Source organism: Tepidimonas alkaliphilus (genome assembly GCF_007556595.1).
Lineage (GTDB): Bacteria > Pseudomonadota > Gammaproteobacteria > Burkholderiales > Burkholderiaceae_C > Tepidimonas > Tepidimonas alkaliphila.
Genome location: NZ_VJNB01000003.1, coordinates 52,507 through 79,377, shown reverse-complemented (window position 1 = coordinate 79,377; position 26,871 = coordinate 52,507). Strand labels below are relative to the sequence as shown.

General features: G+C 69.5%; 21 protein-coding genes. 7 read left to right on the top strand and 14 right to left on the bottom strand.

Annotated features, from left to right (window positions below):
* From thrC to Talka_RS04015, 3 genes are all read right to left on the bottom strand, one after another.
* The gene (gene thrC, locus Talka_RS04025) at positions 1-1,434 is read right to left on the bottom strand and encodes a threonine synthase (protein ID WP_143889833.1); all 1,434 of its coding nucleotides are present in this window, start codon (positions 1,432-1,434) and stop codon (positions 1-3) included.
* Complete coding sequence (locus Talka_RS04020; protein ID WP_143889832.1) at positions 1,434-2,765, bottom strand: homoserine dehydrogenase; 1,332 nt, start codon at positions 2,763-2,765, stop codon at positions 1,434-1,436. The genes thrC and Talka_RS04020 overlap by 1 nt, the downstream gene beginning before the upstream one ends.
* Positions 2,766-2,837: 72 nt before the next feature.
* Entirely contained in the window at positions 2,838-4,067 is a 1,230-nt protein-coding gene (locus Talka_RS04015) for a pyridoxal phosphate-dependent aminotransferase (RefSeq protein WP_143889979.1), read from the bottom strand.
* A 78-nt stretch (positions 4,068-4,145) separates the two neighbouring features.
* Between Talka_RS04015 and Talka_RS04010 the strand changes: the two genes are divergently transcribed.
* From Talka_RS04010 to Talka_RS04000, 3 genes are all read left to right on the top strand, one after another.
* Positions 4,146-4,535 carry an Mth938-like domain-containing protein gene (locus tag Talka_RS04010; protein WP_143889831.1) on the top strand — a complete coding sequence of 130 codons (390 nt, stop codon included), beginning with the start codon at positions 4,146-4,148 and terminating at the stop codon, positions 4,533-4,535.
* Between the two features lie 96 nt (positions 4,536-4,631).
* Complete coding sequence (locus Talka_RS04005) at positions 4,632-5,108, top strand: peroxiredoxin (RefSeq protein ID WP_143889830.1); 477 nt, start codon at positions 4,632-4,634, stop codon at positions 5,106-5,108.
* A gap of 97 nt (positions 5,109-5,205) precedes the next feature.
* Positions 5,206-6,951 carry a PhoH family protein gene (locus Talka_RS04000; protein ID WP_143889829.1) on the top strand — a complete coding sequence of 582 codons (1,746 nt, stop codon included), beginning with the start codon at positions 5,206-5,208 and terminating at the stop codon, positions 6,949-6,951.
* Positions 6,952-7,011: 60 nt separating this feature from the next.
* Here Talka_RS04000 and Talka_RS03995 read toward each other — a convergent pair whose 3' ends face one another.
* Both Talka_RS03995 and Talka_RS03990 read right to left on the bottom strand, forming a co-directional pair.
* Positions 7,012-9,495, bottom strand: a complete 2,484-nt coding sequence (locus tag Talka_RS03995) for a YbcC family protein (RefSeq protein WP_143889828.1) — start codon at positions 9,493-9,495, stop codon at positions 7,012-7,014.
* Positions 9,496-9,603: 108 nt separating this feature from the next.
* The gene (locus tag Talka_RS03990) at positions 9,604-11,208 is read right to left on the bottom strand and encodes an NADH-quinone oxidoreductase subunit L (protein ID WP_143889978.1); all 1,605 of its coding nucleotides are present in this window, start codon (positions 11,206-11,208) and stop codon (positions 9,604-9,606) included.
* Positions 11,209-11,377: 169 nt separating this feature from the next.
* Between Talka_RS03990 and Talka_RS03985 the strand changes: the two genes are divergently transcribed.
* Positions 11,378-12,346, top strand: a complete 969-nt coding sequence (locus tag Talka_RS03985) for a LysR family transcriptional regulator (protein ID WP_143889827.1) — start codon at positions 11,378-11,380, stop codon at positions 12,344-12,346.
* On the opposite strand, the gene Talka_RS03980 is transcribed toward Talka_RS03985, so the two are convergent.
* From Talka_RS03980 to queG, 9 genes are all read right to left on the bottom strand, one after another.
* A complete protein-coding gene (locus Talka_RS03980) occupies positions 12,343-15,435 on the bottom strand; it encodes an efflux RND transporter permease subunit (RefSeq protein WP_143889826.1) in 3,093 nt (1,030 codons plus the stop codon). The two genes, Talka_RS03985 and Talka_RS03980, sit on opposite strands and share 4 nt — an antisense overlap.
* Before the next feature lie 24 nt (positions 15,436-15,459).
* Positions 15,460-16,797 (bottom strand): efflux RND transporter periplasmic adaptor subunit, encoded by a 1,338-nt coding sequence (locus tag Talka_RS03975; protein WP_221933853.1) that lies wholly within the window; start codon positions 16,795-16,797, stop codon positions 15,460-15,462.
* An 81-nt stretch (positions 16,798-16,878) separates the two neighbouring features.
* Positions 16,879-17,316, bottom strand: coding sequence for a ribonuclease HI (gene rnhA, locus Talka_RS03970; RefSeq protein WP_143889825.1), 438 nt, complete (start codon positions 17,314-17,316; stop codon positions 16,879-16,881).
* Positions 17,313-18,101 carry a class I SAM-dependent methyltransferase gene (locus Talka_RS03965; RefSeq protein WP_143889977.1) on the bottom strand — a complete coding sequence of 263 codons (789 nt, stop codon included), beginning with the start codon at positions 18,099-18,101 and terminating at the stop codon, positions 17,313-17,315. Before Talka_RS03965 ends, rnhA begins: the two co-directional genes overlap by 4 nt.
* Positions 18,102-18,177: 76 nt before the next feature.
* Complete coding sequence (locus Talka_RS03960; protein WP_143889824.1) at positions 18,178-19,098, bottom strand: hypothetical protein; 921 nt, start codon at positions 19,096-19,098, stop codon at positions 18,178-18,180.
* Positions 19,099-19,243: 145 nt separating this feature from the next.
* Positions 19,244-19,972 (bottom strand): hypothetical protein, encoded by a 729-nt coding sequence (locus tag Talka_RS03955; RefSeq protein WP_143889823.1) that lies wholly within the window; start codon positions 19,970-19,972, stop codon positions 19,244-19,246.
* Positions 19,969-20,967, bottom strand: coding sequence for an MlaD family protein (locus Talka_RS03950; RefSeq protein ID WP_143889822.1), 999 nt, complete (start codon positions 20,965-20,967; stop codon positions 19,969-19,971). Before Talka_RS03950 ends, Talka_RS03955 begins: the two co-directional genes overlap by 4 nt.
* 18 nt (positions 20,968-20,985) lie before the next feature.
* Positions 20,986-21,759, bottom strand: a complete 774-nt coding sequence (locus Talka_RS03945) for an ABC transporter permease (RefSeq protein ID WP_246100564.1) — start codon at positions 21,757-21,759, stop codon at positions 20,986-20,988.
* Between the two features lies 1 nt (position 21,760).
* Positions 21,761-22,900, bottom strand: a complete 1,140-nt coding sequence (gene queG / locus Talka_RS03940; protein WP_143889821.1) for a tRNA epoxyqueuosine(34) reductase QueG — start codon at positions 22,898-22,900, stop codon at positions 21,761-21,763.
* Between the two features lie 21 nt (positions 22,901-22,921).
* On the opposite strand from queG, the gene tsaE reads away from it, so the two are divergent.
* From tsaE to mutL, 3 genes are read left to right on the top strand one after another with little or no spacing between them, the layout of a single operon-like run.
* Positions 22,922-23,443, top strand: coding sequence for a tRNA (adenosine(37)-N6)-threonylcarbamoyltransferase complex ATPase subunit type 1 TsaE (tsaE, locus tag Talka_RS03935; RefSeq protein ID WP_143889820.1), 522 nt, complete (start codon positions 22,922-22,924; stop codon positions 23,441-23,443).
* Positions 23,440-24,852 carry an N-acetylmuramoyl-L-alanine amidase gene (locus Talka_RS03930; protein ID WP_143889819.1) on the top strand — a complete coding sequence of 471 codons (1,413 nt, stop codon included), beginning with the start codon at positions 23,440-23,442 and terminating at the stop codon, positions 24,850-24,852. The genes tsaE and Talka_RS03930 overlap by 4 nt, the downstream gene beginning before the upstream one ends.
* Positions 24,853-24,867: 15 nt before the next feature.
* Complete coding sequence (gene mutL / locus Talka_RS03925; protein WP_143889818.1) at positions 24,868-26,808, top strand: DNA mismatch repair endonuclease MutL; 1,941 nt, start codon at positions 24,868-24,870, stop codon at positions 26,806-26,808.
* Positions 26,809-26,871 lie beyond the last annotated feature (63 nt).

The following is a 26,871-nucleotide window of genomic DNA, read 5'->3' as shown; positions in this document are numbered from 1 at the left end:
TCAGCCAGCGGCGCAGACCTCGGCGATGTAGGCCTTGACCTGCGCCGCATCCGCCGGCATCACCCGCACGCGCTTGGGCAGGCTTTCGATGCCGACCAGGTGCGCGGGCCGATCCGGCTCGCGGCCCGTGGCCTCGACGATGGTGGCGGCGAACTTGGCCGGCAGCGCCGTCTCCAGCACGATCATCGGCACGCCCGGCTGCAGGTGCTCGCGCGCCACCTTGACGCCGTCGGCGGTGTGCGGGTCGATCAGCATCGCGTGGCGCTGCCAGACGTCGCGGATCGTGGCCAGCCGGTGGGCGTGCGTGCTGCGCCCGCTGGCAAAGCCGAACACCTCCCGCGCGCGCGGGAAGGCCGGGTGCGCCGAGAGGTCGAAGCGCCCGTGCCGTGCCAGCTCCTCGGCGAACAGCCGGCGCGTGGCCTCGGCGTCGCGCCCCAGCAGGTCGAAGACGAAGCGCTCGAAGTTGCTCGCCTTGCTGATGTCCATCGAGGGGCTGGAGGTCTCGTAGGTGTCGGCGCTGCCGCGCACGCGGTAAACCCCGGTGCGGAAAAACTCGTCCAGCACGTCGTTCTCGTTGGTGGCCACCACCAGCCGCCCGATCGGCAGCCCCATCATGCGCGCGATGTGGCCGGCGCAGACGTTGCCGAAGTTGCCGCTCGGCACGGTAAAACTCACGCGCTCGTCGTCGCGCCCGGTGGCCTGGATCCAGCCGGCGAAGTAGTACACCACCTGCGCCAGCAGCCGCGCCCAGTTGATCGAGTTGACGGTGCCGATGCGGTGGCGGCGCTTGAACTCGAGATCCGCGCTGACCGCCTTGACGATGTCCTGGCAGTCGTCGAACACCCCCTCGATGGCCAGGTTGTGGATGTTGGGGTCCTGCAGGCTGTACATCTGCGCCTGCTGGAAGGGGCTCATGCGCCCATAGGGGCTGAGCATGAAGACGCGGATGCCGCGCTTGCCGCGCATCGCGTACTCGGCGGCGCTGCCGGTGTCGCCGCTGGTGGCGCCCAGGATGTTGAGCGTCTCGCCGCGGCGCGCCAGCTCATACTCGAACAGCTGGCCGAGCAGCTGCATCGCCATGTCCTTGAACGCCAGCGTCGGCCCGTTGGACAGCGCCTCCAGCCACAGGCCGTTTTCCAGGTGGCGCAGCGGCACGATCTCGCCGGTGCCGAACACCTCGGCGGTGTAGGTGCGCCGCAGCAGCGCGCGCAGATCGTCGGCCGGGATGTCGTCGATGTAGAGGCGCAGGATCTCGAACGCCAGCTCGGCGTAGCCCTGCTCGTGGTAGGTGCGCCGCAGGCGCGCCAGATCCGCCGCCTCCAGGCGCGGGTAGCGCTCGGGCAGATAGAGGCCACCGTCCGGCGCCAGCCCCTCCAGCAGGATGTCGCTGAAGCGGCGGCGTTCGGGGTGACCCCGCGTGGAGAGGTAGAGCATCAGGCCAGCTCCTCCTTGCGGATGCGCACGATCGGCGCCAGCACCGTCGGCAGCGCCTGCATCGCCGCCAGCGCGGCGTTCATCGTGCCTTCGGCGGTCTCGTGCGTGAGGATGATCAGGTCGGTCTGCGTGCTGCCCTCGCCGCCGACCTCGTCGGCCTCGCGCTGCAGCACGGCGTCGATGCTGATGCCGGCGCGCGCCAGGATCCCGGTGACGTCGGCCAGCACCCCGGGCTGATCCGCCACGCGCAGGCGCAGGTAGTAGCCGGTCACCACGCGCTCCATCGGCACCACGGCCAGATCGCTCATCGCGTGCGGCTGGAACGCCAGGTGCGGCACGCGATGCTGCGGGTCGGCGGTGTGCAGGCGCGTCACGTCCACCAGGTCGGCAATCACGGCGCTGGCGGTCGGCTCGCTGCCGGCGCCCTTGCCGTAGTAGAGCGTGGTGCCGACCGCATCGCCCTGCACGACGACGGCGTTCATCGCCCCCTCGACGTTGGCGATCAGGCGCCTGGCGGGCACCAGCGTCGGGTGCACGCGCAGCTCCACGCCGCCGTCCACCCGCTTGGTGATGCCCAGCAGCTTGATGCGGTAGCCGAGCTGCTCGGCGTAGCGGATGTCGGCCGCCTGCAGCCGGGTGATGCCCTCGACGTAGGCCTTGTCGAACTGCACCGGGATGCCAAACGCCAGCGCGCTCATCAGCGTGGCCTTGTGCGCAGCGTCGATGCCCTCGATGTCGAACGTCGGGTCGGCCTCGGCGTAGCCCAGGCGCTGCGCCTCCTTCAGCACGACGTCGAAGTCCAGCCCCTTGTCGCGCATCTCCGACAGGATGAAGTTGGTCGTGCCGTTGATGATGCCGGCCACCCACTGGATGCGGTTGGCGGTCAGGCCCTCGCGCAGCGCCTTGATGATCGGGATGCCGCCGGCCACCGCGGCCTCGAAGGCCACCATCACCCCCTTGGCCTGCGCGGCGGCGAAGATCTCGCTGCCGTGTACCGCCAGCAGCGCCTTGTTGGCGGTGACGACGTGCTTGCCGGCCTCGATCGCCTCCAGCACCAGCTGGCGCGCGATGCCGTAGCCGCCGATCAGCTCGACGACGATGTCGATCGCCGGGTTGGCGATCACCGCGCGCGCATCCGCCACCACCTGCGCCGCGTCGCCGACGATCGAGCGCGCGCGCTCGGTGTCGAGGTCGGCCACCATCGTGATCGCGATGCCGCGGCCGGCGCGGCGGCGGATCTCCTCCTGGTTGCGCTGCAGCACGCGGAAGACGCCGCTGCCAACGGTGCCGATGCCCAGCAGGCCGACTTGGATGGGGGGAAGGTTGCTCATGGATGCCGTGGTCGATGTCGTGAAATCGAAGGGCGCGACCGCAGGGCCGCCGCCCGCCGGGTTCGGGGGAGGTCAGTCGGTGCCGTAGCGCCGCCGCAGGTGGCCGAGGAAGCGCGCGATGCGCCCGATCGCTTCGGCCAGGTCGTCCTCGTGCGGCAGGAACACCAGCCGGAAGTGGTCCGGCGTCGGGTAGTTGAAGCCGGTGCCCTGCACGATCAGCACCTTCTCCTCGGCCAGCAGGTCGTAGGCGAACTGCTGGTCGTCCTCGATCGGATAGATCTTCGGATCCAGGCGCGGGAACATGTAGAGGGCGGCCTTCGGCTTGACGCAGCTCACGCCCGGGATCTCGGTCAGCAGCCGGTGCGCCAGGTCGCGCTGGCGGCACAGCCGCCCGCCCGGCGCCACCAGGTCGTTGATGCTCTGGTAGCCGCCCAGCGCCGTCTGGATCGCCAGCTGCCCCGGCGTGTTGGCGCACAGCCGCATCGAGGCCAGCATGTTCAGCCCCTCGATGTAGTCCTTGGCGCGGCGCTTGTCGCCGGAGACGATCATCCACCCCGCGCGGTAGCCGCACGAGCGGTAGTTCTTGCTCAGGCCGTTGAAGGTGACGAACAGGATGTCGTCCGCCAGCGACGCAATCGAGGTGTGGACGTTCCCGTCGTAAAGCACCTTGTCGTAGATCTCGTCGGCAAAGACGATCAAGCCGTGCCTGCGCGCCAGCTCGACGATGGCCTGCAGCACCTCCACCGGGTACAGCGCGCCGGTGGGGTTGTTCGGGTTGATGACGACGATGCCCTTGGTGCGCGGCGTGATCTTGCGCGCCATGTCGTCAAGGTCCGGGATCCAGCCGTTGGCCTCGTCGCACAGGTAGTGCACCGGCGTGCCGCCCGACAGCGACACGGAGGCCGTCCACAGCGGATAGTCCGGCGCCGGCACCAGGATCTCGTCGCCGGCGTTGAGCAGCGCGTTCATGCTCATCGTGATGAGCTCGCTGGCGCCGTTGCCGAGATAGACGTCGTCCACCGTCACGCCGGCGATACGCTTTTCCTGCGTGTAGTGCACGATCGCCTTGCGCGGGGCGAACAGCCCCTTGCTGTCGGTGTAGCCGGCCGCCTGCGGCAGGTTGCGGATCATGTCCTGCACGATCTCGTCGGGCGGCTCCAGGCCGAAGACCGCCAGGTTGCCGATGTTGAGCTTGATGATCTTGTGCCCGTCCTCCTCCATCTGGCGGGCCTTCTCGAGCACGGGCCCGCGGATGTCGTAGCAGACGTTGGCCAGTTTGGCGGACTTGTGGATCGGCGGCAGCATGGCGGGCATAATTTCACCACAGAATCCTCTGCCCTTTAGGGCGGACGGGCGTACTCCCCCAGCCATTGGTGCACCATGAAGCTGCAACCCGACCGCATCGACACCCTGGCCATCCAAGCACACGGGCCGGGGTGGCTGGTCGCCGGCGGCCAGCGCTTCGAAGCCAGCGTGGTGGTCTCCTCTGGCGGTGCGCTGCGCGCCTGGGGCTGCGCGCGCTGGGAGGAGCTCACCGAGGCGCACTTCGCGGCTTTGGCTGACGACGCCCCCGAGGTGGTGCTGTTTGGCAGCGGGCGGCGGCTGCGCTTCGTCGCGCCGGGGTTGCTGCGTCCGCTCATCGAGCGCGGCATCGGCGTAGAGACGATGGACACGATGGCCGCCGCGCGCACCTACAACATTCTGGCCAGCGAAGGCCGCCGCGTGGTCGCGGCCTTGCTGCTGGAACCTGAGGCCGCTGCGGATCGCTGATCCGGCCCTGCGGGCAACGCCGGCAAGGCCGCCAGCGGAGCTGGCTTCGCTGTATGCTAAAATAGGCTAAGTTGCTGTGATGAAGGGACTTCTTGCATGGCCGTCGTCGTCAACAAACCCATTCCCGAGTTCGAAGCCCAAGCGACCGGCGGCATCAAAGTGACCCATCAGTCCCACCTCGGCCAGACCCTGGTGTTGTATTTTTACCCCAAAGATCATACGCCAGGTTGCACCACCGAAGCCATGCAATTCCGCGATCAATATGCGGAATTTGTCAAACTCGGGGCCCAGGTTTTTGGCGTCTCGCGCGACAACCTCAAGTCGCACGAAGACTTCAAAGCCAAGCTGGGGTTGCCGTTTGAGCTGATCGCCGACACCGAAGAAAAAATGTGCCATATGTTCGGGGTCGTCAAAAATAAAATCATGTATGGCAAAAAGGTCAAAGGCATCGAGCGCAGCACCTTTCTGATCAGCCCCGAAGGCATCCTGTTGCAAGAGTGGCGCGGCATCAAAGTTCCCGGTCACGTGGATGAAGTGCTCAAAGCCGTGCGGATGCTGAAAAAAGTGGCCTAAACCGTCGCGGTCATTGCCTTGCTGTGAAATTGTCCCGATTCAGCCGCGCCGCTCTGTGACCCAGGGCGGCGTTTGGCTTTTTGGCGCCTTCGATTCCATGCCTCTACCCCCTCCTCCCGCCCGCAAAGGCGATCGGCTGTCGCCCGAAACAATAGCCTCCTCCAATCGTCGCCGTTCCAATGGCCGCGGCGCTGCAGCAGCACCCGCGCCTGATACCGCGATCAACGGCGCCGGGCCGATAGCCGCCATATCCGAGGCCGCCACAACCGCCGACGCCGTTCCGCCTCAAAATGGAGCTGCGACCCGCCCGGCAGGTAGCCGACGGCGCCGTGCGGCGCCAGCCGCCGAGGGGCCCCAGCTCCATCCTGACGGGCGCGGTCTGGCCCCTGCAGGGCTTGCGCTGGAACCCGCCAGCATCTCACACCGTCGGGCTGCAGTGGCTTCCTCACCCGACGCCAAACGCCTGTTCGTGCTCGACACCAACGTGCTGATGCACGACCCAACCTGCCTGTTCCGCTTCGAGGAGCACGACATCTACCTGCCAATGATCGTGCTGGAGGAGCTGGACAACAACAAGAAGGGCATGAGCGAGGTCGCCCGCAACGCGCGCCAGGCCAGCCGCACGCTGGATGCGCTAGCGGCCACCGTGCGCGGCGACATCCGCGACGGCGTGGCGCTGACCGCGCTCGGCCACCGCGAGGCCACCGGCACGCTGTTCTTCCAGACCGAACCGTTCACGCAAGCGCTGCCGGATGGCATCGCGCACGGCAAGGCCGACAACCAGATCCTCGTGGTGGTGCAAGGGCTCAAAGCCCGCCATCCCGACCGGGATGTGGTGCTGGTGTCCAAGGACATCAACATGCGCATCAAGGCGCGGGCGCTGGGCCTGGCCGCGGAGGACTACGAGAACGACAAGACGATCGACGACGTCGAGCTGCTCTACACCGGCATGCTGGCGCTGCCGGCGGACTTCTGGAGCCGGCAGGGCAAGTCGGTGGAGAGCTGGCAGCAAGGCGGCCACACCTTCTACCGCATCAGCGGGGCCATCGTCGAGCAGCTGCTGCTCAACCAGTTCGTCTATTACGAAGCGCCAGGCGAGCCGGCGCTGTATGCGCGGGTGGTGGAGCTGCGCGGCAAAACCGCCGTGCTGCGCACGCTCAAAGACTACACACACCTCAAGAACGCCGTCTGGGGCGTGACCGCGCGCAACCGCGAGCAGAACTTTGCGCTCAACCTGCTGATGGATCCGGACATCGACTTTGTCACGCTGGCCGGCACCGCCGGCACCGGCAAGACGCTGATGGCGCTGGCCGCAGGGTTGACGCAGGTGCTGGATGAGCGCCGCTACAGCGAGATCATCATGACGCGCGCCACCGTCAGCGTCGGGGAGGACATCGGCTTTCTGCCCGGCACAGAAGAGGAAAAAATGGGCCCGTGGATGGGCGCGCTGGACGACAACCTGGAATTCCTCGCCCAGGGCGCGCGCAACAGCGCCGGCGAATGGGGGCGCGCCGCCACCCACGACCTGATCCGCAGCCGCATCAAAATCAAAAGCATGAATTTCATGCGCGGCCGCACCTTCCTGAACAAATACGTCATCATCGACGAGGCGCAAAACCTCACGCCCAAGCAGATGAAGACGCTCATCACCCGCGCAGGGCCCGGCACCAAAATGGTCTGCATGGGCAACCTGGCTCAAATCGACACGCCCTACCTCACGGAGGGCTCATCGGGCCTGACCTACGTGGTGGATCGCTTCAAGGGCTGGCCGCACGGCGGCCATGTCACGCTGGCGCGCGGGGAGCGGTCGCGGCTGGCGGATTACGCCAGCGAGGTGCTCTAGCCCATCATCCACCGCGCCCCGCGCGAACCAAGCCACGGAACCGCGCCGCGGCAGGCGCGCTCAATCGTTGCCCCAACAATGCGCGCTGGCCCGTCGCCACACGCGGCCTTCGTCGTCGATTTGGAACAGATGCAGCCATTGGTGATCGACCAACTGGCGCACCAGGGCGTGGCGGGCCAAAACGTCCTCCATCGCCTGGCGCGGAGCCTCGATGTACACCGACAGGCGCAACGGCTCGTGAACCCAACGCTGGCCATCGTGCAACGACTGCAGCGGCAGCCCCACGCGCAAATCGCCCCCATTGCCTTCCAGCACGCCGATGGCGCCGCCGACGATGTTGTGCAGCACCTTGTTGCCGCTACCCCAGCGGGCGTTGTCCACCACGGAAGCGTAATACTGCATGTTGATCCAGTTGGCCACCACCATCGGCGCGGTCATGATCAGGGTCAAAATTTCAAACGAGGGATCGCGCTTCCACACGTATTCGTGCAAAAACGCCCGTCCGCCCAAATCGAGCCCTTGCGTGCGGCTGCGCGGCGCCGCGATGAAGGCCGCGTTGTTGGCCAATCCCCACTCGGGCCGCACCTGCGACCAGTCGCGGCTGCGCGCGCGGATCTGCGCGGCCACCTTTTGATCCGGCCAGCCGCCCAAGCCCAGGAGGGCGGCTCGCTGCATGCGGGTCAGGTCGCTGGCTTGCTCCAACCAGCGACGCAGCTGGGCCAATTCGTCGCGCAGGTGCGCCGGGCAGTCGTCGGTGTCCAGCAACGTCACCTCGTCGGTGGTGGTGTCGTGCAACGCAGGGACAAACCACGTGTCGGACGGAATCGGCATGCCTTGCTCAGCCAGTCCAGACCGCACTACTGGGTCGTTGAACAATGCCGCGGCCACGCGCGCGCTGGCCTCGCCGGTTTGCCCGCCGCACGCACCGCAATCCAACCCTGTCGCATGAGGGTTGTTGACGCTGCTGCTGCCGTGGCCGACCAACAGCACGATGCGCGCCAACGGCTGCGGCAGGCTCATGGCCTTGAGAATGCGCGCCGCATCGGCCACCCGAGCCGATGCATCGATACCTATGGGCCGCCCATCAGGAAGCGCTGGCTCGCGCGGCGGCTCGATCGCGGGCTTGAGGCGCTCGCGCCCATCCAAGCCCTCGCGCTGCGGATACGGTACCGGGCGCGACCAGCCCAAGCTGTGGGCGAGCAGCTTGCCGGCGTAGAGCAACCCTTGCGTCTCCACAAACGAAAAGCACGACGCCGCTCCAAATTTAAAGTTTTTCAGCGCGCGGGCGTGCGCCAGCCGCCGCCGACGCCAAGCGGCAGCCAAGGGTTGGCCGTCGGCGCTGACTTCGGCGATGCGATGGGTGGGATTGAAAATCACCGGGATGTGACGTTGCGCCTCGTCGGCCCCCAGCGGCAGCCACTCGATGAACACGCCAAAAAAACCTGCAAAACCCGCTGTTTGCACCTGCGGGGCCACCGTCTCGAGGCTGCGTCGGTAAACCTCCGAGCGCACGTCGATGCAAAAAACCGCCTGCGCCGCCGGACGCATCGGAACGGGATCAGGATCATGCTGACGGCGGCGGCACTGTGCGAGCCCCGCGGCCACCTGGCGTTGAAACCCGATTTCCATCGCCGCCAGCCAGATTCGGTCGATCTCCGCGGCTGCCTGCCGCTTGGCCGAGGGCTCACGCATGCTGTGCGCCAGCATCTCCCGCCAGCGCGCCTCCAGCGCCGGCGAGCGCTTGGCCCGAAAGAGCAGCGCATCCCAGGCCAGACGGATGGCCAGCAAATCGACGATGGCGTCATCGCGACGCCCTTGCAACTGCGCTTGCCAGCGCAGGTAGCGCGTCCAAGCCGCCCATCCACCGACGCTGAGCAGCGCCGCGTGCAAATAGCGCTCCAACGCCTCTGGGGGCACCCCCAGCTCGCCCACCGCCCACTCGATGGTCGGCTGCGCTTGCTCGGGAAGACGCGCCACCTGAGCGCCAAAATCGCGCAAACCCATCAGAGCCGGGCTGCGATCCACTTGCGCAGCCTCGCGCCAAGCGGCGTACAGCGACAGGTGCTTCCAAGGCAACGCGATGCTGGCTTGCCCCAAGTCGAAGTATGCGGCGCAGTGCAAGCTGATGCGCTCGGTGACAAAGCTGCTCCAGAGGCCGCCCTCCACCAAAGCCAGGATGTCGCTGACGCTGACCATGCCCATCTTGGGTTGCGGCCCCTCGGTGGCCAGCGCCGCTTCCACGGCTTGCAGCGACAGCGTGCTGCCGCAGCGGCGAATGGCTTGCACCACATCTTCAGGGGTGATGCGACCGCTGCGATACTGCTCGCGGTAATACGCGCGGGGCATATAGAGGCTGCGGCAGGTGATGCGCGCCAGCGTGTCGCTGGCCTGCTGAAAGGTCATGTCGCTGAACCCAAAAAACGGGTTGACGGCCACAAAGTGCTTCAGCGGCCACAGCGGCGCGATGCGGTTGCACGCCGCCTCCACGTACGCCTGGATGTGGGCCTGCGGTAGGACGGCCGCGGGTAGATCGTTGGTTTTCATGACAACTCCTCGGGCTTCGTTGGTAAACGGCGCTGCGTTCGTCGGTCACAAGGCGGCAATGCGGGTGGTCGTGGCCGCAGCGCCCGACGGCGCGTCTGCGTGCCAGCGTCACGTGGCCGCGCCACGCGGCGGCAGCGGCCACAGCCGCTCCAGCAGCCGCGTGATCCACACATCCACATAAAGACCGTTGGCCAAATGGATCACCAACCGGCGCTGCCAGGCTGCGCGCGGCTGCTGCAGCCGCCGCTGCATCAGCAACAGCGCGGGCGCAGTCAGTGTGGTCAAGGCCGCCAAGATCCACAACCCCGGGGCCTGAGGCTGGGCCAGCGGCTGCACGCTCGGGTTGATCAACCCGTCAAAGACGGCGTGCAGCACCCCATACGTCACCACCAACAGGGCAGCGTGAGCCAGCGCCCGACCCCACGCCGCCGCTCCAAGCCAAGCCACGGTTTGCAGCATAAGAAAGGCCGCCGCCGTCGCCACGACACTGGTGACCGCGATAAGGGCCGGCTGTCCCTTCCAATCCCACCCCGCCAAGGCGCCCAGCCCTGCCATGAGCCCCCAGCCCGCCAGCAGCGCCGCCACCACAGCCAGACGGGATGGCGCAGCCACCGGGCCGCGCAACACCGGTGCGCGGTAGGCGTCGGCGCCACTGCCGGAAGCCAAGAAAGCATGCGCCTTGTAGAGCGAGTGCGCCACCAGGTGCAGCATGGCCAAGCTGTAGAGCCCTAAGGCGCATTCCAGCAACATGAAGCCCATCTGCGCCGTGGTGGACCACGCCAGCGAAACTTTGATACTGGTTTGCGTCAGCATCACCAGCGAGGCCAGCGCCAGCGTCACCAAGCTGACCAAGCCCAGCAGCATCAACGCCTCGTTGGCATACGACAGCACGGGGCTGGTGCGCAGCACCACGAAGGCGCCTGCATTGACAATGCCCGCGTGCAACAGCGCCGACACCGGCGTAGGCGCCTCCATCACCTGGATCAGCCAGCCGTGCAGCGGGAATTGCGCCGATTTCAACATTGCACTGATGACGATCAGCACCGAGGCCACCTCCAAGCTCAACGGCAGCGGCCCGCTCCAGTCGGCCATGCGGGCCTGCAGCTCGGCAAACTCCAACGTCTGCAACGTCGAGCCCATCAGCGCGGCGGCCACCAGCAAGCTGGCGTCGCCCAGACGGCTGGCGATAAATTTTTTGTGCGCGGCCAGCACCGCCATGGGGCGCTGCCGGTAAAACACCAGCAGTTGGTGCAAGCTCAGGCTCGTAGCCACCCATGCGGCAGCAAACAGCAGCAGGTTGCCTGCCGTGATCAGCACCAAAATACAAGTCAGCGTCAGCGCCAGCCACTTGTGGAAACGCCCCCGATCGGGATCGCCTTCCATGTAGCGGGCTGCAAAGCGCGAGACGATCACGCCGACGTAGCTCACCAACAGCAGCATGACCACCGTCAGGCTGTTGATGTCCACCGACAGCCTGGCCTCGCCCATGCTAAAGGGCAAGGCCACGCCGCTGGTGCGCCACTGCCCTGGCAGCCCCGCTGCATGCGCCGCCGCAACGCCCATCGCCACCAGCAACGCCAGCCACGCTGCCGCCACATTCGCCCTTGCCATGGTCTGCGGGCGAGCGTTGGCGGCGGCAGCGGGAACCGCCCCGACCCACGCCAATGCTGCGGGCGCTGCCCAGGCCCACACCGGACTCCAAAGTTCGGCCATCGCCATCGAACATCACCTCCAACATCGAGGGAAGGCGTAACCCGACGGCTTGAACCGCGCGAGATGCCGCCTCCGACCCTGGCAGTGTAGGAAGGCAGCCAAAGAATGAAAAATGAATTGTTTTCACATACACTATAACCTAAAGGCTATAGATTGAACGTTGCCTGCCATGATGCACATCAGCCTGCGCCAATTGCGCGCGTTTGAGGCGGTGGCGCGGTTGCGCAGTTTTTCGCGCGCCGCTGAGGAGCTTTGCGTCACCCAGCCGACGGTATCCAAGCAGATTCGGCTGCTGCACGAAGAGGTGGGTCTGCCGCTGCTGGAGCAGGTCGGCAAAAAGATCTACCTGACCGACCTGGGCGAGGCGCTCTACGCCACGTGCAGCCAATGGCTTGACAGCTGGAGCCGCTTTGAGCAAACGGTGGCCGACCACAAAGGGGTCAAGCAAGGACGTTTGCGCATCGCGGCGGTCACCACCACCCAGTTTTTTATGCCGCGTCTGCTGGGCCCCTTTTGCGCCGAATACCCGGGCGTGGACGTAGCGCTGGAAGTCCTCAACCGTGACCGGGTGCTGGAGCGGCTGGCACGCAACCAGGACGACCTCTACATCATGGGCGTGCCGCCCCAGGATTGGGAGATCGAATACGAACCCTTCCTGCCCAATGAGCTGGTGGTGCTGGCCGCCATCGACCATCCGCTGGTTGCAGCCAGGCCGATACCGTTGCAGGCGCTGGCCAACGAGCCCTTCATCGCCCGCGAGCGCGGCTCCGGCACCCGCCTGACGACCGAGCAAGCGCTGGCCGCACAGGGCCTCGCGATGCGGGTGCGCATGGAACTGGGCAGCAACGAGGCCATCAAGCAGGCCGTGGCCGGGGGTCTAGGGGTAGCGGTGCTGTCGCGCTCCACGCTGGGGCCGGATCTGCGCGCCCAAGGGCTGGCGCTGTTGGATGTGGAGGGCTTTCCGATCCGACGGCATTGGTATGTGGTGCGGCTCAAGGACAAGCCGCTGTCGGTGGTGGCGCAGACTTTTTTGGCGTTTTTGCGCAGCCACATCGCGTGGTTGCAGCGCTGCACGGTCGGGCCGGACGAGCGCTGCAGCTCCCCCGCCGATTCGGCGTCCCCCGCCCCCTCTGCTTAGGCCGAGGCGGCGCCTGCGCGGGCTGATTCGGCGGCGTCTTCCACCACCGTCCGATCCGGCCCCGGCACGCGGCGGCGCGCCAGCAGCAGGTACATCGTCGGCACGACGAAGATGGTCAGCAAGGTGCCCAAGCTCATGCCGCCGACGATGACCCAGCCGATCTGCTGGCGGCTCTCCGCGCCGGCGCCGGTGGCCAGCGCCAGCGGGATCGCCCCCAGCACCATCGCGCCGGTGGTCATCAGGATCGGGCGCAGGCGCAGCTCGGCGGCGCGGCGCACGGCGGCCAGCGTCTCCAGCCCCTGCTGGCGCAGCTGGTTGGCGAATTCCACGATCAGGATGCCGTGCTTGGTGATCAGCCCCACCAGCGTGACCAGGCCGATCTGGCTGAAGACGTTGAGCGTGCCGCCGGTCCACTTCAGCGTCGCCAGCGCCCCCAGCATCGACAGCGGCACCGACAGCATGATGATGAACGGGTCGAGGAAACTTTCGAACTGCGCCGCCAGCACCAGGTAGATGAACAGCAGCGCCAGCACGAACACCAGCGCCAAGGCGCCGGAGGCGGCGCGGAATTCACGGCTCTGGCCGTTGAGGTCGGTGGTGTAGCCCTCCGGCAGCACCTCGCGCGCGATCTGGTCCATCGTCGCCAGCGCCTCGCCGAGCGCGAAGTCCGGCGCCAGGTTGGCGGTGATCGAGGCGCTGCGCCGCTGTGCGAAGTGGTTCAGCTCGCGCGGGGCCACCACCTCCTGCACCTGGACCAGCGCCGACAGCGGCACCATCGCATTGTTGCGCCCGCGCACGTAGAGCCGCTCGATATCCTGCGGCACGCTGCGGTCGCTGGCCGCGGTCTGCACGATGACGTCATACTGCTCGCCCTCGCGCTTGTAGCGGCCGACCACGCGGCCGCCCAGCATCGTCTCCACCGTGCGCGCCACCGCCTCGACGCTGACGCCCAGCGCCGCGGCGCGCTCGCGGTCCACCTCCAGCCGCAGCTCGGGCTTGTTCATGCGCAGGTCGGTGTCCACCTGCAGGAAGCCCGGATATTGCGCCATGCGGCGCTGGAACTCGCCGACCACGCGCGCCAGGTTGGCGTAGCTGTCGTTGGTGGTGATGACGTAGTTGAGCGGCCGCTCGCGAAAGCCCTGCCCCAGCGACGGCGGCGTGATCGGAAACGCCGTCACGCCCGGCAGGCCGGCGACCTTCGGCGCGATCTCGCGCGCCAGCTCCAGCGTCGAGCGCTGGCGCTCCTCCCACGGCTTGGCGCGGAAGAAGACCGTGGCCTGCGACACGGTGGGGTTGCCGACCAGCGCGAAGATGCGGTCGAACTCCTCGTACTGCGCGCCGATGCGCTCGATGGCGGCGGCGTAGCGCGAGGTGTAGGCGGCGGTGGCGCCATCCGGCGCGTTGACGATGTTGAGGATGACGCCGCGGTCCTCCAGCGGGGCGAGCTCCTGCTTGGTGGTGCGCAGCAGCCACCAGCTCGCCGCCGCGCTGGCCAGCATCACCCCCACCACAGCCCAGCGCCAGCGCAGCGCCACCGCCAGGGCCGCACCGTAGCCGCGCGTCAGCGCCTGCAGCGCGCGCTCCATCGCGCGGTCGAACCAGCCCGGCTGCGGCTGGTGACGCAGCAACCTGGCGCACATCATCGGGGAGAGCGTCAGCGCGACGAACCCCGACACCAGTACCGCCCCCGCGAGCGCCAGCGCGAACTCCGCGAACAGCCGCCCGGTGCGCCCCGGCGTGAAGGCCAGCGGCGCGTACACCGCCGCCAGCGTCAGCGTCATCGCCACCACCGCGAACGCGATCTCGCGCGAGCCCTTGATCGCCGCGGCCAGCGGCGTCATGCCCTCCTCGATGTGGCGGTGGATGTTTTCCAGCACGACGATGGCGTCGTCCACCACCAGCCCAATGGCCAGCACCAGCGCCAGCAGCGTCAGCGTGTTGATGGTGAAGCCAAACAGCGCCATCAGCGCGAAGGCGCCAATCAGGCTCACCGGAATCGTCACCAGCGGGATGATGGAGGCGCGCGCGCTGCGCAGGAAGACCACGATGACCAGCGTCACCAGCACCACCGCCTCGATGAGGGTGGCATAGACCGCCTTGATCGAGCGGTCGATGAACACCGAATTGTCGTTGGCCACCTCGACGTCAATGCCCGGCGGCAAGTCGGCGCGCACCTTGTCCAGCAGGGCGCGCACCGCCGCCGACATCTCCAGCGGGTTGGCCGTGGCCTGGCGGATGACCCCGAGCGACACCGTGTCGCGGCCGTTCAGGCGCACGGAGGAGCGCTCATCCGCTGCGCCTTGCTCCACGCGGGCCACATCGCCGACGCGAATCGGCAGCCCTCCCACTTCGCGGATCACCACCGCACGGAACTGCTCCGGCGTCTGCAGGTCGGTGGCGGCGGTGACGTTAAACTCGCGCAGGCGGCTTTCCACGCGGCCCGCCGGCACTTCCAGGTTGGCGCGGCGCAGCGCGTCCTCCAGATCCTGCACCGTCAGGCCGTAGGCCGCCAGCCGATCCGGGTCCGGCCACAGCCGCATCGAGAAGCGCCGCTCGCCGAAGATGCGCACCTCGGCCACGCCGGTGGCGGTCTGCAGCACCGGCTTGGCGATGCGGTTGGCCAGATCGGTCAGCTCCAGCGGGCCGTAGCGATCGGACGACAGCGCGATCCAGATGACCGGAAAGGCGTCGGCCTCCACCTTGGCCACCACCGGCTCATCGACCGTCTGCGGCAGCCGTCCGCGCACGCGCGCGACCTTGTCGCGCACCTCGGCGGCGGCGGCGTCGGGGTCGCGCTCCAGCCGGAAGCGCACGGTGATCTGGCTCTGCTCCGGCCGGCTGATCGAGGTGATGACATCCACCCCCTCGATGCCGGCCAGCGAATCCTCCAGCGGCTTGGTGACGGTGGATTCGACCACCTCGCTGGAGGCGCCACCCAGCCGCGTGGTGACGGTGACGACCGGCTCGTCGATCTTGGGGTACTCGCGCACCGACAGCTGCTGGAACGAGACCCAGCCGACCAGCACGATCAGCAGCGACAGCACGGTGGCAAACACCGGGCGGCGAATGGCGATTTCGGGCAACTGCATGGGGCCGCTCCTTGCGCTGCGTCGTCAGGAGCCTACCCGCGCCGGGGCGCCGCCGGGTTGACCACCAGCGGATCCGCCCGCGCCCGGGGCGCCGCCGGGCTGGGCCGCACTGGAAGCCCCCGACGGGCCAACGTGCGGCTGGCCATTGCCGCCGCCCGCCCCCGCCGGCCCGCCCGGTCCGGGGCGGTTCGGGTCGATGACGCGCACCGGCGTGCCGTCGCGCTGCAGGCGCTGCTGGCCGGCGATGACGATGGTGTCGCCGGCCTGCAGGCCCTGGGTGACCTGCACCTGGCCGTCGCGGCGCAGCCCCAGTCGCACCGCCACGCGCTCGACCTCCGGCAAGGCGTCGCCCGCGGCCGGGCGCAGCCGCCAGACGAAGAACTGCTGCCCCTGCGGCACGATGGCCTCCTCCGGCACCAGCAGCGCGGCCTCGTCACGGCCCAGCTCCAGCGCCACGCGCACGAACATGCCGGGCTGAAGGCCGTGGCGGCCGCCGTCCAGCGCCGCGCGCACCACCAGCGCCCGCCCGTCGGCGTCCAGCGCCGGGTCGATGGCCACGATGCGCGCCAGCACCGTCTGCCCCGGGCGCGCGTCCACCTGCAGCCGCAGCGGCTGGCCGACGCGCACGCGCGGCTGCAGCCGCTCCGGCAGGCGAAAGTCCACCACCAGCTGCGACAGATCCTCCAGGTGCACGAGCTCGGCGCCGTCCTTGACGTATTCGCCCACGTGCACGGCGCGGATGCCGGCCACGCCGTCGAACGGCGCCACGATGCGCATGCGCGCCAGCCGCGCCTGCGCCAGATCGACCTGCGCCTGCGCCACCTGCACGGCGGCGCGGCTCTCGTCCAGCACGCGCTGCGCGACGAAGCCCTGCGCCACCAGCTCCTCGTTGCGGCGCAGGTTGGCCTGCTGCACCGCGAGTTGCGCCTGCGCCTGGGCCAGCTCCGCGCGTTGCAGCGCGTCGTCCAGCTGCACCAGCAGCTGCCCCTTGCGCACCGGCGCGCCGTCGGCAAAGCCAAAGGCGACGATGCGCCCGGCCACCTCCGGCCTGATGACCACGCGCTGGCGCGCAGCCAGCGTGCCGACGGCCTGCGCCTCCTCTGCGATCGGGGCGGTCTGCACCGGCGCCACCTCCACCGCCGGCGGGCCGCCGCGGCCGGGACCGGCGGAACCGCCGGAGCCGCCCGCGCGTGCGGGCGTTGCACCGGCGCTGGCGCCGGCGGAAGAGGCACCTGCGGCGGCCACCACGCCTGCGGCTGCCGCGCCGGCTGGCGCCGAACGTTGCCACCACCACGCACCCAAGGTCAGCGCCAACAGCGCCACCCCCGCTAGCCAAGCGACCGGTCGTCGGGCCTTGCCCATGCGAAACCTCGTTGGTTGTCAGCCGCCGCTCACTGTAGCGCAACCCTTTTGCCCGTATGTAAACGCGGCGTCACCCCCAGCTCAGCGACCGGGCACGCCGCGGTTGGCCAGCGCGTCGGCGCGCTCGTTGCCAGGGTCGCCGCTGTGGCCGCGCACCCAATGCCAGTGGATCTCATGGCCGCGCCCATGCACCAGCTCATCCAGGCGGCGCCAAAGATCTTCGTTTTTCACCGGCTTGCGATCGGCCGTTTTCCAGCCGCGCGCCTTCCAGGCCGGCAGCCACTCGGTGATGCCTTTGCGCACATACTCGCTGTCCAGATGCAGGTGCACGCGGCACGGGCGCTTCAGCGCCGCCAGCGCCTCGATCACCGCGGTCAGCTCCATGCGGTTGTTGGTGGTGTGCGGCTCGCCGCCCCAGAGTTCCTTTTCGGCCTGGCCGGCGCGCAGCAGCGCGCCCCAGCCGCCGGGCCCCGGATTGCCTTTGCAGGCGCCGTCGGTGTAGATGATGACGTCATTCATGAGGGTGTCGGGTCGCCGTCGCGGCGCGCCACCACCGCTGGGGCGCTGGCCGCGCGCGTCGGCCGCCACGCCGGCCCCAGCAGGTGCATGCCACGCACGCGCTTGACGGCGACGATGAAATAAACCGCGCCCAGCGGCGGCCAAGCCCATGAGCCCCAGCGATCCATCCAAGCCCAGCGCTGCAGCCAGCGCTCGCTGCGCATGGCGGGCCGGTAGCAGCCAAACTTGAGCTGCTCCACCTCAAAGCTGAGCAGCCGCAGCCAATCGAGCAGCCGCCATGGCGCGATGAACGCCCCCGCCTGCGGCAGGTAGGGCCGCGCCAAGCGGGTGCGCCCCAGCCCCAGGCGCGCGGCCAGGTGTGCACGACCCTGGCGCAAGCCCCACAGGCTCAGCGGGTTGAGCCCGCTGACCACCGCGCGACCGTTGGGCACCAGCACCCGCTCCACCTCGCGCAGCACCGCATGAGGATCGGCGCTGAGCTCCAGCGTGTGCGGCAGGGTCACCAAATCTAAGCTCGCCGCCGCAAATGGCAACGCTGCAGCATGCGCAACCAGGTCGATGGGGCGCTGAGCCTGCGCCGCGCCATCATCCGCCGAAGCCAGCGCCGGGTCTTCGGGGGCGGCCAGCCAGCGCTGGGGCATGCGGTTGGCCGCCAAGGTATCCAGTTGCGGCAACCCCAACTGTAAGGCATGGTAGCCAAAGGCGTCTGCCACAGCGTCGGCAAACCGCCGCGCCTCCCATGCAAGCAGGTAACGTCCGGGCGCGGTGCCAAACCAGCATGCCAGCTCGGCCCCTGCCCCCTCGGGCGTGGGTCGGGAGGCGGTCGCCAGCGGCGCGGTCACGGAGCTCGAACCGGCGGTCTTAAGCCGGCGCCAGCGCCGACTCGGGCGCGGCAACCTGGGCGGATGGCGCGCCCTCGCCCAAGACAGTGGCGCGCACCATCTCGCGCATCACGCGTTTTTCCGGAAAACTCAGGTTGCGTCCCAGCTCGCGCCGGACCTGCATCAGGATGCGGCGGTCGGCCTCGGGCGGCACGCCCTGTTGCTGACGCATCGCAGCAGCCAGATCCAGACGTTCCTGTTCTGGCTCAGCAGCCCACCAATCGCCGATGATGCGCGCCACCTCAGCGCGCCACTGCGCATCCGGTTCCGCAGGCGGCTCGCTGCGGGCGGATTCGGCCTCACGTTCCCCTGCCGCCGCCTGGGTGAGGGTTTGCAACGCCGTGGCCGACAGCACCACGCGCCGGTCGGCTTGCTGCAACAGGCGAGCCCAGCTCGGGTCGTCGCGGGTCAGACGAGCAAAATCGTGCACCGCATCGTCAGCCACCAAAACCACGCGCGCGCCGCGCCACTGCGCCTCATCCAGATACGGGATCAGCCGCTCGTCGTCGCTGGCCACCAGCAACAAACAGCCAGGCTGGTGCTGCGCCAATAGCACCATTTCCGCGCCCAGCGCCCGCACCAGCGCCAGCCCGCCGTCGCTGGCGTGCGTCGGCACCGGGCGCAGCACCACATCGTCGTCCAGCTCCGTGATCGGCTGATCCGTGAACAGCAGGGTGCGCAGCAGCGGGGCCTCGCTGCCTACAGCGCGCAGCAGGGTGGTCATCACGGCTGGCAGCGCGATCCGGTGCAACCGGGCCGCCGACTCCAGACCTGCCTGCGTGGCCAGCCAAAGCACGTAGCGCTCGTCAACCAGCGCCACCGCCGCCGCGGACGGAAACGAAGATGCGGTCGATTTGCGCGCATGAAACGTGCGCGGCCCAAGAGGAAAACGGTTCTTCATGCCCAAAAATCCACAACGCTAAGTTTGGTGCAACACGGAGGCGCTTTGAACGGCGAATACGGCAAGCCCGGCCTCCGAGAAAGACAGCCCACCGCCAGTTGGATTGTGCCGCAAGGGCCCCTGAGCATGGCGACACAGACGCTTCTCAAGGCGAGGTTGCTCGCTCATCAGGCGCTTGGTCCGCCGCCACAGCCTGCTCCACGCCGAGCCACCGCAAGCGCCGCTCGGCTTGCCCTGCCGTCGTGGCGTCGCCGCGGCGCTCAGCCCAACGTCGCTGCACCGCCAGCCAGGCCGCCAAGGGGCGGCGCCATCCTTGGGCAGCGGCGGTCTCCACCATGAGACGGACGCCATCCGCATCCAATTGACCGGCTTGCCACAACCAGCCGCCGGCCACCAGCCGGCTCAAGGGATCATCGATGCCGCGCAGCACGGTCAGGGTGTCGGTGGCGCCGCGAGCGCCGTTCAGCACGGCCAAGGCCTGCGGCGCAGCAGGTAGGTTCACATCCTTGTCAGCGCCGCGACGGACGGCCGCAGGCGCCGCGCCAGCCAGCCACGCGGCGTAGGCGCGCTCCACCGCGCCTGCGTCCTCAAGATAGGGCTCAGCTGACGGGCAAGCGCCGGGCTGCGCCGCCGCCAACCGCAGCGCGCAGCGCACCAGCGCCACGCGCGCCAGCGCCTGGGGGTCCGCGGCGCTGCGCGCGGCCCGCTGCGCCCGCGCCCAGTGCAGCGCGGCGACGCGGTCGCGCGCCTCCAGCTCCGCCGCGCGGCCCTGCTCGACCGCCTGGCGTAGATCCAGCCGCCAGTCGGGCACCGGCGGCTGCGCCGCGCAACCGGCCAGCAGCAGCACCCCGACCGCAAGCCAACGCCTCCTCATGGCAGGCGCACCTCCGTCTCGCGCGCAAACGGCCAGCGCCGCTGCAAATCCAGCATCAGGGCGTCGACGCGCTTGAGCGTGACCTCGACCTCGGCCCGCAGGGCATCCAGATCGACGGTGGCGGCGCGCACGTTGCGCGCCACGCCGTGCGCCTCGTCGAGCACGCCGTCGATGCGCTTGAGCGAGCCGCGCAGATCGGCCAGCAGCGCGCGCGCCTCGCGCAGCGCGGCTTGGGCGTCGCCGGCCACGCCTTCCGGGGCCAGCAGCCGCTCGTCGGCGCGCCGCACCCCCGCCTCCACGCGCTCCAGAACCCCCTGCACGCCGGCCAGCACCCGCCGGCTGTCGTCCAGCAGCGCCGTCACACGCTGGCGATCGCGCTCGCCGAGCATCGCCTGCAACGCGCCGCCAGGTTGATTGGCGCGCGCCAGCAGCTCGCGCAGCTCGCGCAGGCTGGCGTTGACCGGGGCCTGCGGCGCCGTCATCGCCTTGAGCTGCTCGACCAGCTCGCGCGCGGTGTTGACCACGCGCGGCAGATCCGCCAGCGCGTCGCCGCGCAGCACCGGGCGCACCGCGCCGTCCGGCAGCGGCGGGCTGTCCATCACCCCGGTGTAGGCGCGCAGCCGGGTGCCGCCGACCAGGCCGCGCTCCAGCGTGAAGACGCTGACCTCGCGCAGCCAGCGCGCGTCGCGCCGCGGCACGTCGATCTCAATGCGCACGCTGCCGTCGTCGGCCAGGCCGATGCGGCGCACGCGGCCGATGGCAAAGCCCGAGAACGTCAGGTCCATGCCGACGGTCACGCCTTCGGCGTCGTCGGTGACGAGAATGAGCCGCTGCGTGGGCTCGAAGACCCCGCGCGCATGCATCAGGTAGCCGGCTGCCGACAGCAACAACAGCGCCAGCAACCCAAGCAGCGCCCGGGCGCGGCGCTCAATGCCGCGGGCTGGCGCCGCATCAGCCTCTTGCGCAACGGGCGAGGGTTCAGTCGGATGGTTCATCCCGCATCCCGAACGTTGTCAGTAATAGTTGCCCACCAGCCCGAGCAGCTCCACCGCCAGCAACACCGCCGCGGTGCGCACCAGCGCGCGCACATCACTGTGGGACCGTCCGTCGAACATGGCCGCCAGCGGCACCACCCCGACCGCCAACGCAAAGCCTAGCGTCTTGAGCGAAAAAATCAGCGTCACCGCGGGATTGAAAATTTGGCCCACCGCGCGCGTGTAGCTCGGCCATGCCCAGGGCGAAAAGCCATACAGATTCAAATAGGTCAGCACGCAAGCCAGGATGCAGCTGACCATCGTCAGCAGCACCACCGCAAACGCGCCCCCCAGCGCGCGCGGCAGCACGTGCAGGCGCCATGGCTCCAGGCCGTCGCGCAGCTCCAACGGCAGGCGACCTTCACGGCGCAGCCGTCGCAGCTCGGCTCCCCGTGCCAGCATCACGCGCAGCAGCACGAACAGCGCCGCCGCCAGCGGCAGCAGCTCCAGCACCAGCACGCGCACCACCGCTTCCACGGCGTATTGGGTGAGGCCATAGCCTTGCGCGGTGACCACGACGATGCGGATCACCACCTGACCGAACAGCGCCGACAGCACCGCATACCACCACAGCGCCGGCAGCGCCGCTGTCACCAGATGCTGGGCCACCCGCGGCCACGCCGCGCCGCGGTAGCTGGCCGGCTGCAGCGCCAGCGCCAGCAAGCGGCCCATCAGCCGCAGCAGCGCTACCCACAGGCGCCAGCCTTGCACCGAGGCAGTCCAAGACGGAGTTGGAGCAGGCATCACGCTCATGTTAGTCCAGCGCCCAAAGGATATGCTCGCGCACCATGGGTGTGTCGCCACCCTCCTGAAGGGCAACGCGCAGCGCCTGGGCGATCGCGTCCGCTGCTGTGGCAGCACCGCCAGCCTGCGCCGCGCGGCGCGCATTGCCCAGCGCCACTGCCAAATTGCGGCGCCAGCGCTCATAGCCGATGCGACGGATCGCACTGCCTTCGGTGCGCTGCGCAAAATCCGCTGCGGTCCAGCTCCATAACTCCAGCAGCGTGGCGCGATCGAGCTGGTGGCGCGGGTCAAAATCCGGCAGCGCGCTGCGCTGCGCGAACTTGTTCCACGGGCAGACGAGCTGACAATCATCGCAACCGTAGATGCGGTTGCCGATCAAGGGCCGCAGTGCAGGCGGAATCGAGCCGGCGTGCTCAATCGTTAAATACGAGATGCAGCGCCGCGCATCCAGCCGATACGGCGCCACAATCGCCTGCGTTGGGCACACCTCCAGGCACGCGCGGCAGCGCCCGCAATGCGGCGACTCAGGCAGCGTGCGCGGCAACCAACGGTCGATGAAAATCTCGCCGAGAAAAAACATCGAGCCGGCCTGGCGGCTGAGCAACAAGGTGTGCTTGCCGCGCCAACCCAGCCCGCTGCGTGCGGCCAGCTCCACCTCCAGCACCGGCGCGGAGTCGGCAAACACGCGGCAAGTTGGCGCAGGCTGGCGCGGCTCCAGCTCGGCCCAGGCGGACTGCAGGCGCTCGGCCAGCGTCTGCAGTCGGCGGCGCAGCACCTTGTGATAGTCGCGCCCGCGGGCGTAGAGCGACACCACCGCCTCGTGCGGCTGGCGCAGCCGCGCCCATTCGCGCTCGCGCCAGTCGGGCGGCGCCGTGCGCGGCAGGTAATCCATGCGCGCGGTGATGACGCTGACCGTCCCCGGCACCAGCTCCGCCGGACGGGCGCGCTTAAGACCGTGGCGCGCCATGTAATCCATCGTGCCGTGGTGGCCCTCGCGCAGCCACGCCAGCAGACCCGGCTCGGCGCGGCTGAGGTCGATGTCGGCCACGCCGATCTGGGAAAATCCAAGCTCCCGCGCCCAACCGCGCAGCCGCTGCCACAGCTGCGCTGCAGCGGCGGGCTGTGGCGTGGCGGGTGCAGGCTGTTCCATGCGCGCGCATTGTAGGAAGCGATGATCCTTGACCCGGTTCCCTTGGCCGCCCGGCGCTGGGCTCAGCTCACCGAGGACGACCTGGCCGCGCGCCTGTCGGCGCTGGCGCGGGGGCTGCAGGCCGATCCGGCCCGCGCCGACGTGCTGATCACGCTGCATGGCGAGCTCGGCGCTGGCAAGACGACGTTGGTGCGCCACCTGCTGCGCGCGCTGGGCGTGTCAGGCCGCATCAAAAGCCCCACCTTCGCGCTGGTCGAGCCGTATGAGCTGACGCTGGGCGGCCAGACGGTGCCAGTCTGGCACGCCGACCTGTATCGCTTGACACGGCCCAGCGAGTGGATCGAGGCGGGCTTGGCGGAACTGTTTGCGGGGCGCGGACTCAGGCTGGTGGAGTGGCCCGAGCGGGCCGGCGCGGCGCTCAGCCGGCCGGATGTGGCGGTGCATCTGGACGCAGCGGACGACGATCGACGCACGCTGCAGTGGCTCGCCTACAGTCCGCAAGGCCGCGCGCTGCTGGAACTCGGGCCCGACGAGCCGGCATGAGCACCCGCCCCCTTCGATCCGCCCCCGACCTGTCTGGCGCACGCCGGCGCTGGCTGCGCCGTCTGGCCGTCTGGCTGGCCGCAGGCGCCGGCTTCTTGGCCTGGCCGGCCTGGGCTGCGCGCATCATCGGCGTGCGCGTTTGGCCGGCGCGCGACTACACCCGCGTGACCATTGAGTCCGACGCCGCGCTGCAGGCCACGCCCCTCTACGTGCCCGACCCGCCGCGGCTGGCGGTGGACATTCGCGGCGCCGAGCTGCTGGCCAGCCTGCAAGCGCTGGTGCAGCGCATCACCCCGGATGACCCCTACGTGGCGCGCGTGCGCGTCGGCCTGTTCGACCCTGACACGGTGCGGCTGGTGCTGGATCTGAAAGCCCCGGTGCGACCGGAGGTGTTTCAGCTCGAACCGGTGGCGGCCTACCAGCACCGGCTGGTGCTGGATTTGGTGCCGTTGCACCCGATCGATCCGCTGGAAGCGCTGATCGCGCGCCACAGCGGCGCGCAGGCCAGCGCCCCTGGCGCCCCGGCTTCGGCGGCCGCTGCGCCCCCCTCCTCCGATCCTTTAGGGGAATGGCTTGCCCGGCGGGAATCCAGCTCCCCCGAATCCCCCACCGCGTCGTCGTCCCGCGCGGACAGCCCGCCACCGCGCGCCGCCACCGCGCCGGGTTCAGCGGCGCGCGGCGGCGTGGAGCGCTTGATCATCGTGGCGCTCGACCCCGGCCACGGCGGCGAAGATCCCGGCGCCATCGGCCCCGGCGGCACGCAAGAAAAGGACATCGTGCTGGCGATCGCGCGCCAGCTGCGCGACGAGCTCGACGGCGCACGCATCCGCGGCCACACGGTGCGTGTCTTCATGACGCGCGACGGCGACTACTTCGTGCCGCTGCACACGCGCGTGCACAAGGCGCGCCAGGTGCAAGCCGACCTGTTCGTCAGCCTGCACGCCGATGCCTTCTTCTCGCCGCGGCCGCGCGGCGCCAGCGTCTATGCGCTCAGCGAGCGGGGGGCCTCCAGCGCCGCGGCGCGCTGGATCGCGCAAAAAGAAAACGGCGCCGACGCCGTCGGGGGGCTGCCGCTGCGGGTGCGCGACGCCCATGTGCAGCGCGCACTGCTCGACATGAGCATGACCGCCCAGATCAACCACAGCCTCAAGCTTGGCGCCACGCTGCTGGAGCGGCTGGCGCGCGTGGGCCCGCTGCACAAGCCGCGCGTCGAGCAGGCGGGCTTTGCAGTGCTGCGCGCGCCGGACATCCCCAGCGTGCTGGTGGAGACCGCTTTCATCAGCAACCCCGACGAAGAGCGACGGCTGCGCGACCCGGCGTTTCAGCGCCGGCTCGCCCGGGAACTGGCTGACGGCATCCGCGCCTATTTTGAGCGTCACCCGCCGCTGGCCAGCGCGCGGCGCGTCTAGCCTCAACCTAAAATCATTCCGGTGCAGCCCGCCGCCGTCAACGCCGTCCAACCAAGACGGTCGATCCAACCCCTGCCTGACGAGTTGATTAGCCAAATCGCCGCTGGCGAGGTGGTGGAGCGGCCGGCCTCGGTGGTGCGCGAACTCATCGACAACGCGCTGGACGCCGGCGCGCGCGAGGTGGTCGTGCGGCTGGCCGGCGGCGGCGTGCGGTTGGTGGCGGTGGAGGACGACGGCTGCGGCATTCCGCGCCATGAGCTGCCGCTGGCGCTGCAGCGCCACGCCACCAGCAAGATCCGCGATCTGGCGGAGCTGGAGGCGGTGGCGACGATGGGCTTTCGCGGCGAGGCGTTGGCGGCCATCGCCTCGGTGGCGGAGCTGACGCTGACCTCGCGCAGCGCCGACGCCGCCGACGGCTGCGCCTGGGCGCTGCAGACCTCGAGCGGCGAGCTGCGCCCGGCGGCGCGCCCGCCCGGCACGACGGTGGAGGTGCGCGAGCTGTTCTTCCGCACGCCGGCGCGGCGCAAATTCCTCAAGAGCGAGGCCACCGAACTGGCCCATTGCGTGGAGGCCGTGCGGCGCCACGCGCTGGCACGGCCCGACGTCGGCTTTGCCGTCTGGCACGAGGGGCGGCTGCTGCACCGCTGGCCGGCGGCGCAGGCGCTCACGCCGGAGCTGGCCTGGCAGCGCCGCGTCGCCGACGCGCTGGGCGAGGAATTCCTCACCGCGACGCTGCCGGTGGAGGCCGCGGCAGGGCCGCTGCGCCTGCGCGGGCGCATCGTGCGGCCCGACGCCGCCGGCGGCCGCGGCGAGCGCCAGTTCGCCTACGTCAACGGCCGCTTCGTGCGCGACCGCGTCATCGCCCACGCCGTGCGCTGCGCCTACGACGACGTGCTGCACGGCCAGCGCCAGCCGAGCTACGTGCTGTGGCTGGAGCTGGATCCGCGCACGGTGGATGTCAACGTCCACCCGACCAAGATCGAGGTTCGCTTCCGCGACAGCGGTGCGGTGCATCAGGCGGTGCAGCATGCGCTGGAAGCGGCGCTGGCGCGTCCGCGCGCTGGGGTTGCCCTCTCCGCTCCCCGCGCTTCGGCCATCGGCCCAGCCGCCGCTGCGGCCCAGGACCCGGCGCAGCCGCCTCGCGCCGCCACCGCCACAGCCTACCCGCGAACGTGGGACACGACCCGCTACGCCGCCGCCCCGGCGCTGGCGCTGACGGCGCGTGAGCCGCTGCCACGCTGGGCCGGCTGGCCTGACGAACCGGCCCGCCCTGCCGCTTCCGACCCGGCTGGCGGCGCGGCGGCCTTGGAGCGGACGCTTCCATCCCCCGCCGCCGCGCAGACCACCCCGCTGGCCGACGCTGACTGGCCGCTTGGCCGGGCGCTGGCGCAGCTGCATGGCGTCTACATCCTGGCTGAAAACGCCCACGGTCTGGTGTTGGTGGACATGCACGCCGCGCACGAGCGCATTCTTTACGAAAAGCTCAAAGCCCACTTAGCCGCCCACGGCAACGCGCCGCTGCCAAGCCAGCCGCTGCTCTTGCCCGCCTCGTTTGCGGCCACGCCGCTGGAGCGGGCCACCGCCGAAGACTGCGCGGACGTGCTGCGCCACCTGGGACTGGAGGTCACGCCGCTGTCGGCGCAGACGCTGGCGGTGCGCAGCGTGCCCGCCCTGCTGGCGCAGGCTGAACCGGTGACGCTGGCACGCGCGGTGCTGGCCGAGCTGCACGAGCACGGCGGCGCGCAGGTGCTCAAGCGCGCCCAGCACGAGCTGCTGGCCACGATGGCCTGTCACGGCGCGGTGCGCGCCCACCGACGCCTGACACTGGAGGAGATGAATGCCCTGCTGCGCCAAATGGAGGCCACCGAGCGCAGCGACCAGTGCAACCACGGTCGCCCGACGTGGCGGCAGCTGACACTCCAAGAACTCGACGCGCTGTTCTTGCGCGGACGCTAGCGGCGGCACGCAACGACGCCCCGCGCGACAGGCCGCGCCGCTGGCCTTTGGTAGCATCCGACG

Coding starts and splice junctions, on each gene's coding strand:
- Talka_RS04010 (WP_143889831.1), top strand. CDS start 4,146: ATGAAGCTGCAACCCGACCGCATCGACACCCTGGCCATCCAAGCACAC.
- Talka_RS03960 (WP_143889824.1), bottom strand. CDS start 19,098: ATGAAGAACCGTTTTCCTCTTGGGCCGCGCACGTTTCATGCGCGCAAA.
- Talka_RS04000 (WP_143889829.1), top strand. CDS start 5,206: ATGCCTCTACCCCCTCCTCCCGCCCGCAAAGGCGATCGGCTGTCGCCC.
- Talka_RS03930 (WP_143889819.1), top strand. CDS start 23,440: ATGAGCACCCGCCCCCTTCGATCCGCCCCCGACCTGTCTGGCGCACGC.
- Talka_RS03975 (WP_221933853.1), bottom strand. CDS start 16,797: ATGGGCAAGGCCCGACGACCGGTCGCTTGGCTAGCGGGGGTGGCGCTG.
- Talka_RS03990 (WP_143889978.1), bottom strand. CDS start 11,208: ATGGCCGAACTTTGGAGTCCGGTGTGGGCCTGGGCAGCGCCCGCAGCA.
- queG (WP_143889821.1), bottom strand. CDS start 22,900: ATGGAACAGCCTGCACCCGCCACGCCACAGCCCGCCGCTGCAGCGCAG.
- rnhA (WP_143889825.1), bottom strand. CDS start 17,316: ATGAATGACGTCATCATCTACACCGACGGCGCCTGCAAAGGCAATCCG.
- thrC (WP_143889833.1), bottom strand. CDS start 1,434: ATGCTCTACCTCTCCACGCGGGGTCACCCCGAACGCCGCCGCTTCAGC.
- Talka_RS04005 (WP_143889830.1), top strand. CDS start 4,632: ATGGCCGTCGTCGTCAACAAACCCATTCCCGAGTTCGAAGCCCAAGCG.
- Talka_RS04020 (WP_143889832.1), bottom strand. CDS start 2,765: ATGAGCAACCTTCCCCCCATCCAAGTCGGCCTGCTGGGCATCGGCACC.
- tsaE (WP_143889820.1), top strand. CDS start 22,922: ATGATCCTTGACCCGGTTCCCTTGGCCGCCCGGCGCTGGGCTCAGCTC.
- Talka_RS03950 (WP_143889822.1), bottom strand. CDS start 20,967: ATGAACCATCCGACTGAACCCTCGCCCGTTGCGCAAGAGGCTGATGCG.
- Talka_RS03955 (WP_143889823.1), bottom strand. CDS start 19,972: ATGAGGAGGCGTTGGCTTGCGGTCGGGGTGCTGCTGCTGGCCGGTTGC.
- Talka_RS03980 (WP_143889826.1), bottom strand. CDS start 15,435: ATGCAGTTGCCCGAAATCGCCATTCGCCGCCCGGTGTTTGCCACCGTG.
- Talka_RS03995 (WP_143889828.1), bottom strand. CDS start 9,495: ATGAAAACCAACGATCTACCCGCGGCCGTCCTACCGCAGGCCCACATC.
- Talka_RS03945 (WP_246100564.1), bottom strand. CDS start 21,759: ATGAGCGTGATGCCTGCTCCAACTCCGTCTTGGACTGCCTCGGTGCAA.
- Talka_RS03985 (WP_143889827.1), top strand. CDS start 11,378: ATGATGCACATCAGCCTGCGCCAATTGCGCGCGTTTGAGGCGGTGGCG.